This window comes from Vibrio sp. 10N.261.52.A1 (assembly GCF_002876325.1).
In the GTDB taxonomy this organism is placed as follows: domain Bacteria; phylum Pseudomonadota; class Gammaproteobacteria; order Enterobacterales; family Vibrionaceae; genus Vibrio; species Vibrio chagasii.
This window is the reverse complement of record NZ_MCYD01001069.1, coordinates 1-7,438: the sequence shown is the minus strand read 5'-3', so window position 1 is coordinate 7,438 and position 7,438 is coordinate 1. Positions and strand designations below refer to the sequence as shown.

The 7,438-nt window shown below is 49.7% G+C and carries 4 protein-coding genes; all 4 read right to left on the bottom strand.

Annotated features, from left to right (window positions below; all coding sequences use genetic code 11):
* Positions 1–378: 378 nt before the first annotated feature.
* The gene (locus BCT81_RS23105) at positions 379–2,490 is read right to left on the bottom strand and encodes a type I secretion system permease/ATPase (RefSeq protein WP_102425990.1); all 2,112 of its coding nucleotides are present in this window, start codon (positions 2,488–2,490) and stop codon (positions 379–381) included.
* On the bottom strand, positions 2,490–3,863 hold the full coding sequence (locus tag BCT81_RS23100; protein ID WP_102425989.1) for an HlyD family type I secretion periplasmic adaptor subunit: 1,374 nt from the start codon (positions 3,861–3,863) through the stop codon (positions 2,490–2,492). The genes BCT81_RS23105 and BCT81_RS23100 overlap by 1 nt, the downstream gene beginning before the upstream one ends.
* A 1-nt stretch (position 3,864) precedes the next feature.
* Positions 3,865–5,964 carry a type I secretion system permease/ATPase gene (locus tag BCT81_RS23095; protein ID WP_102425988.1) on the bottom strand — a complete coding sequence of 700 codons (2,100 nt, stop codon included), beginning with the start codon at positions 5,962–5,964 and terminating at the stop codon, positions 3,865–3,867.
* A gap of 274 nt (positions 5,965–6,238) precedes the next feature.
* Positions 6,239–7,099, bottom strand: a complete 861-nt coding sequence (locus BCT81_RS23090) for a sterol desaturase family protein (protein WP_102425987.1) — start codon at positions 7,097–7,099, stop codon at positions 6,239–6,241.
* Between the last annotated feature and the right edge of the window lie 339 nt (positions 7,100–7,438).

The window sequence follows — 7,438 nt, the reverse complement described above, 5'->3', positions numbered from 1 at the left end:
TTTAACCAGCAAGGGTGACCAGATATTTATTTCGATTGGTATCATTCCAATATAACGCAGGTGTCCATTTTTGGCGGATCAGAACAAATGAGGGAGGCCCTTTGTAGGGGACTTCCCCAATGATTATTTGATCAATAACGCCGATAGAGATTCTACAATTTGGCAACTCGGGCAGTCACCCTAGCTACAACTGAGGAAATATTAGGCCTTTCTACTAATAGTCAATGCCGCTTATTGCGGCGATCTAGGCAAGAAGCGGCGGAGCCATCAGCACTTGGTCTGGTTGGAACAAATTATGGAAGGAATTATTTTAAGAAAGGCTCCTACAATTTATTGTAAAGGAGCCTTTTGTATCATGCAGCCATGGCCATTAGGACTTTATCCTGCTGTTTGCAAATCCCAGAGTTTGGCATAGGTGCCTTGTTTTTCGAGCAGCTCGTCGTGTGAGCCTTGCTCAGAGAGTGTCCCAGCATCGACGACAAGGATACGATCAGCGTGGCGAATCGTGTTCAAGCGGTGGGCAATACTGATAACTGTGCGGTTTTTACATATTTCAGGCATGTTCGCCATGATGGCAGACTCAGATTCATAATCCAGCGCCGAGGTGGCTTCGTCCAGAATCAAAATTTTCGGATTGGACAGCAGCGCCCTTGCCAGCGCGATTCTTTGCCGTTGACCTCCGGATAGCATGCCGCCTTTTTCACCGACTTGGGTGTCATACCCTTGCGCCATATCCGGCACAAAGTCCTCCACACCCGACATCCTCGCCACTTCTGCCACCGCTTCATCGGTTGCATTGGGGTTGTTCATCCGGATATTTTCGGTGATGGTACCTGCAAACAGGTGGCTCTCTTGAAGAACCACACTCATTTGGCGACGAAGCTGAACCGGATCAGCAATCGCGAGGTCAAGCCCATCAACCATTACCTGTCCGTTGGTCGGGGCATAGAGTCGCTGAAGAAGTTTGGTGACTGTGCTTTTACCAGAGCCAGATGGACCCGTAATGCCAATAAACTCTCCGGGCGCGATGCTAACAGACAGCCCCCTGAGCACTTCAGGTGCTTCTTCAGCATAGCGGAAGCGGACATTTTCAAAATCCACCCGCCCCTCAAGCTCTGATACCGACGCCAGCCCTTCACTGCCAGCTTCGCACGGCGTATCCAGAATGTCGCCAACCCGGCGCAGGGAAATCAGGGTATGCTGAAAGTCCTGCCACATTTGCGCCAGACGCAATATGGGCTGAGTAACGTGACCAGATAGCATATTGAATGCCACCAGCTCTCCCGGCGTCAGCTTTCCTTCCATAACCAGCTTCACACCCCACCATAGCAAGGCGGCGGCAGTCAGCTTCTGGATCAGGCCAATTCCCTGTCCAGCCCAGATACCGTATTTAGTGGCAGAAAATGACGCATTGACGAAGCTGGCCAACTGTTGCTGCCACCGGCGATCAAAACGCGCTTCCGTGGCGCTTGTTTTGATTGTCTCAATACCCGTAACCGCTTCTGTTAGCATTGCGGTGCTGTCGGCTCCTCGTTCGAATTCGGTATTCACACGCATTCTCAAACCGGGACCGACCGCGAGCCAGAAGCAAAAATACACCACCAAACTCGCCAAAACCACGAGGGTCAATTTAACGGAGTAGGCCAACATGGCCGCAACGAAGAGCCCGACAAAAGCCATGTCTAGCAGCAGGGTGAGTGCAGATCCTGTCAGGAATTGCCGGATATGATCCATTTCCCTGACCCGTGCGATGATCTGACCTGTCTGCCGCTCGCCAAAATACCTCAACGGCAATCCCGTCAGGTGCGCATAGAGCCGGGATGACAATTCGGCATTGACCTTGCTGGAGAGGTTGGCAAACAACCAGTTTCTTAGCAAACCATAGATGGGTTCCATTACTGCCAAGGCCAACATGGCAAAACCCAACACTTCCAAACTTGATAGACTGCGGCTAACCAAGACTTTATCAATGATGTTTTCAAACAACTTGGGTGAGACAAGTGCAATGATTTGTAGCATCAACGACACCGCAATCACCCACACAAACTGGCGCTTATGTTTTTTGATTGAAGGAATAAACCAGCTAAATCCGAATTTAACGGCCGGTGGCGCGGGCTCTCCTAACCTTGCCAGTAGGATACGCCCCTGATAGACGTCTTCAAATATTGTCCTGTCGGCTTCGACGTTGCCAGCTGCGCCTTCTGTTACCACTGCATCGGCCGTGATTTCATTGACGATGATCCAACCTTCACTGGTTTGCGCCATAAAAGGAGCAGGAAACCGCTCGAGCTGCTCGACATCCACAGATTCGATACGGGCTTTCAGACCGCTCCATGTCGCCGCTCGCCTCAGATCAATATCGTCTATCTGACCATCTGTTCGCCCTAACCTATGCGAAAGCTGTGCGGTATCTGCACGGCAGTCGAATTTGTCGGCGAGCAAACCAAGCGTATCAAGTGTTGCTTTGAGTTCAGCATTACCCCTGTTCATTATCGCTCCCTTAATGATTCGGCTTGGTATTGCTGCAATGGGCTAAGGAGATATTCAATCACTCGGCGCTTGCCGGTTTTAATTTCAGCCACCACACTCATTCCGGGTTGAATCGCTACCTGCCTGCCTTCAATATCAATGGTATTCTGCGCTAGGCGGATCCGCGCGGGGAACACCAGCCCTAGCTTTTCATCTTTAACAGCATCACGTGATACAGTAATGACTGTACCGGACAAGGTGCCATATTTGGTGTAGGGGAAGGTGTCGACTTTCACCTCTGCGATTTGACCGGGAACCACAAAACCGACGTCTTTGTTCAGCAACATGACCTCAATATCAAGCAGCGCATCATCAGGGACAATAACCATCAACTTTTCTGCTGCTTGAACCACGCCTCCCTGAGTATTGGCCTGCAACTGTTGAATGGTTCCGCTCACGGGTGCAATAAGTTGTTGAAGTCGGTTTGCTTCACTGACCTTAACCAGCTCTTGGCGAAGCTCTGCCTGCTTCCCTTCCAGCTCATTAAGCTTGCTCTGGAACTCCTTACGTTTCGTTGCAAGGTAAGTGTCTTTTTGTTCCATCAGCTTATCTTGCTCAGCATTCAGTACATTGAGGCGTGATAGCTGCTGCTGTTTGCTGCGTTGGTTATCGAGAAGCTCTTTTTCAAGCTCCATCACTTCCATCTGAGCAATGGATTTTTTCTCGGCCAGTTTTTGACGGGCTGAAAGGCGTGTCGTCACATTCTTGAGCAAGGTTTCCAGTGACCGGATCTCAGCCTTGGTCGCCTTGTAATTCGCGCGATTCACAGCAAGCTCGGCATCCACGCTTTCCATCTGCGCCCTGATTTCCAATACATCAGATTGCAAGGCGGCTTTTGATGCTTCAACCAAGACCGACGAGATACCTTCAGGAATGGCGAACTGGGCCATTGAGACTCCCTGCCCTTTGGTCAGGGCGCGATAACGCGCCAGTTCCATCTGGGTGTAGTGATACTGGCTTGTCACCCGCGCAAGCTCTGCCTTCGCACCGGTTGGGTTCAGTCGGATAAGGATTTCACCTTTCTCAACGTGTTGCCCGTCTTTGACCAAGATATCCTGTACTTCGCCCTGAGAAACAGGTTGAACAAATTTGGATCGGCCCGAGACGATAACCTGTCCTGTCGCACTGGCATGAATACCCAACTGACCGACAATAGACCAGATCAAGGTGCCTACAAGTAGCAGGGTGATCAGCATGGCGCTTGTCCGTGCAAGCGGGCTAGCAGGGCGTTCGACGACCTCTAGGTAGGCGGGCAGGAACTCATACTCACTGGCTGAGGTTTTTTTGCGCTTTGAGAGCAATCTCTGCCATAGAGCCAACATTATTTTCTTCATATTAAATGGTTTCTTCTTGCTTCAATTCAGTTTGGAGCTGCCACAAACGGGAATATGTCCCCTTCGCTTCCAGCAACGCTTCGTGACTACCGCTCTCGGTGAGCATGCCTGCTTCAACAGTGATGATCCGATTGCAGCCTCGAACAGTGGAGAGCCGGTGAGCAATCGTAATAACGGTCCGACCCTGACAAATCTGCGCCATGTTCTTTTGGATAATTTCTTGGCTTTCGTCATCCAACGCACTGGTTGCTTCGTCTAAGATCAATATTTTCGGATCCCCCAGCAGCGCACGCGCAATGGCAACGCGCTGCCTCTGACCACCTGATAAACTGGTGCCGCCTTCCGACAATACAGTGTCGTAGCCCATAGGCAGTTTCAAAATGAAGTCATGGGCACCGGCAAGCTTTGCCGCGTTGACAATGGCGTCGAATTCAGCACTAGGATCTTTCAGCGCAATGTTGTCCCGAACAGTACGGTTGAACAGGTAGTTTTCCTGCAAAACCACACCAATTTGCGACCGGAGCTCCGTGGCGGATAAATCATTCAAGGGGATATCATCAATCAAGATCTCCCCTGCCTCGGGCAGGTAGAGTTTTTGGATGACGCGGGTAATGGTGCTTTTTCCTGACCCCGAAGGGCCAACAATGCCGATACTCTCCCCAGCGGCGATATCCAGATTAATGCCTTTCAATACCGGGTCTGCATCTGGGCTATAGCGGAAGATCAGGTGATTAATCGCCACTTTGCCCTTCAGCCCGCCTTCCAGCTTCTGCGCGCCCGACTCTTGCTCACCGGGCAAATTGAGCATGTCGCCCAATGCCTCGACACCCACCCGCGTTTGAATATACTGCTGCCATAAGTCGACCAGCTTACCCAGCGGTTGGTGAACGTGGGAAAGCAACATGTTGAACGCAATCAACTGTCCAATCGTGATTTCTAATTTCATCACTAAAGTGGCGCCATACCAGATCACCACGGCACTCGTCACTTTTTGCAGCAACTGAACAGACTGTGTGGAAAGATTATTGATTGTCTGGGTACGGAGGTTCGCACCTACAAACTCTTCAACCTGTCCGTGCCATCGGCGTTGCATCATTGGCTCGATAGCCAAACTTTTCAGCGTCTGGATGCCGGCAACGGATTCGGTCATGAATGAGGTATTCTTGGCGCTACACTGGAACTGGTGTTCAACAGCCCCGTTGAGTCGCTTCCCAGTTCCCCAAGCAAGGAAAAAGTAAAACGGCAGGGTGGCCAACACCAATATCGCCAGATCAGAAGACAAATAGCGCATCACGGCAAAGAAGACGAAGCTGAACGCGACATCGACACCGAGGGTCATAGCTGAACTGGTTAGAAATTCGCGGATGCTATCAAGTTCACGTACCCGCGCAACTATGGTGCCTACCTGACGGCTTTTGAAGTACAGCAGGGGGAGCGAAAGCAGGTGGTTAAACAGTTTTGCCCCGAGCCGTATATCAATGCGGTTGGTAGTGTGGGCAAAAAGGTATTCTCGGAGGCCGCGGAGAACCACTTCGTAGATACCAACGATCACCAACACCGACACTAGGACATCCAGCGTCGACAAAGCGGAATGCACCAGCACCTTGTCCATCACAACTTGGAAAAAGAGTGGGCTGATAAGCGCCAACAGCTGTAACATCAAAGAGAACACGAGAATCTTGCCCAACAAACTTCGATAGCGAAGAAATTCAGGTATAAACCAGCGTATATCGAATCTGTTCTGCTTGAAGTGGCAGAAAACGACCGTCCCGCCCCACATAATTGCAAGCTCATCCAAGCTCACAATTCCTGGCTGCCCACCAAAAGGCGATTGGATCAGTGCTTGCTCTTCGTTCATCTTTGCCAGAATGGTGTAGTGCCCATTGTGGTCACAAAAAATGAGCGGCAAACGATTCTGCGGCACTTTTGCTAACGCCGTACGCTTTTCAGATAGCTTTACGTCGTAGTGCTTGCCAATGTCAGGCAATAGCTTTTTAGTGGTCGTTGGCTCCTCGTCCTGACATTGCCACTGCGGTTTTGTTTTCCCTGCAAGTTCGGCAAGTGTATGGATACAAGACGCCAGCGTCTCAAGATTGGTCATTCAGCCCCCTATTGATTTAGGAGCTGATTGTCAGTATTTAGTGATCTCAGTCAAACGAGCAAAAAGCACTCACCGGTTATGTTTGAAAATTAATGGATCCCATCAGCTTTTTTATAGCGTTAAAACAGTTACTTAAAACCAACCAGAGCGAGATGAAACAAAGTTCACACCTTTATCAAACTCCCGTCATTTCGGTCAAAATCACAACAAAACCCTAAAAGAGATGAGTGGGCTAACTCGAAAAATAGCGTCCATGTGCGAATAAAGCTGGCCGTTATTTTCCTTTCCTTTCTTTGATATCACGGTAGTCCGGAGGGCCGACTATGTACCAGAGCCTCTGACTAAGAGAAGCATCTTCCGATGTGAAAACATTGGAAAGCATCTTTTTCCAACGATGAAATGTCACAGTCAACGGCTCCCATGGGGCTACTGGCTCAGTAATACCGTATCCAATCATGATACCGTCTCGCTCCGGCGTAAAAGTACCGAACATCCTATCCCAGATAATCAGAACGCCAGCGTAATTACGGTCTATATAATCCGGGTTGATGGCGTGATGAACCCTGTGATGCGAAGGTGTGTTAAGTACGTACTCCAACCAGCCTAGCCGCTTAACCACCCGGGTATGAACGAAAAACTGAAAACCCAAGTTGATAGCAACTACGGCGATAATCAAACGCGGTGGAAAACCCACGAATATGAGCGGCGTCCAGAACAACCACATGCCGGAAATGGGGTAAGTCAGGCTCTGACGAAATGCCGTAGAAAAATTCATTCTGGGGGAGCTGTGGTGAGCAACATGAGATGCCCAAAGCCAGTTTATTCGGTGAGACGCACGATGAAACCAATAATAGAGAAAATCCTGCAGTAGGAACGCGGCAAGTACGGTTAGCGGGGACAAGGTTATGTCACAAACCCGGTACTGGTGTAACCAAAGAAAAAAAGGCATAAGAAGAAATGTGGCGAGCAAATCCGCACTTTGATGTAGCGCTGCCAATGCCAGATTACAAAGGACTTCTCTTGGGCTATAGTCGGCTTGCCCTTTCCTCCTAAGGTATCGAAGCTCAAGTAGCATGCATACGCCAAATGCGGGTGCAAAGAACACCAATATTAAAGATTCCATCGACAGTTCCATTGCCACGTTACCTTCTCTAGAAACGACATGTACCCAAACAGCCTCAAGAAGTTTGGGTATATAAAGCCAACCTATCCCTACACTAGCTTTGTAGTCACTTCATCTGAACTCTGCATAAGAATAGCGGAACTCAATAGGAAAGTGATCTAAAAATGCGTGATACTCTTTACGGTTCAATACGGTCAGAATAGCGGAGAGTGTGCCGAACCCAATCCTGATCACCAGCCTGGTGCGTAAACACCGTCACCGTCTGGCTCTCTTTTGGCACACTGCTATCAGGACGGTATATATCCATCAATGCGTTATCGAAATGAACCCTAATGAATTTCTCTCGTTTGT

What these genes read in the sequence shown, in the direction of transcription:
- BCT81_RS23095 (WP_102425988.1), bottom strand. Translation starts at nt 5,964, where the DNA reads ATGACCAATCTTGAGACGCTGGCGTCTTGTATCCATACACTTGCCGAA.
- BCT81_RS23100 (WP_102425989.1), bottom strand. Translation starts at nt 3,863, where the DNA reads ATGAAGAAAATAATGTTGGCTCTATGGCAGAGATTGCTCTCAAAGCGC.
- BCT81_RS23090 (WP_102425987.1), bottom strand. Translation starts at nt 7,099, where the DNA reads ATGGAACTGTCGATGGAATCTTTAATATTGGTGTTCTTTGCACCCGCA.
- BCT81_RS23105 (WP_102425990.1), bottom strand. Translation starts at nt 2,490, where the DNA reads ATGAACAGGGGTAATGCTGAACTCAAAGCAACACTTGATACGCTTGGT.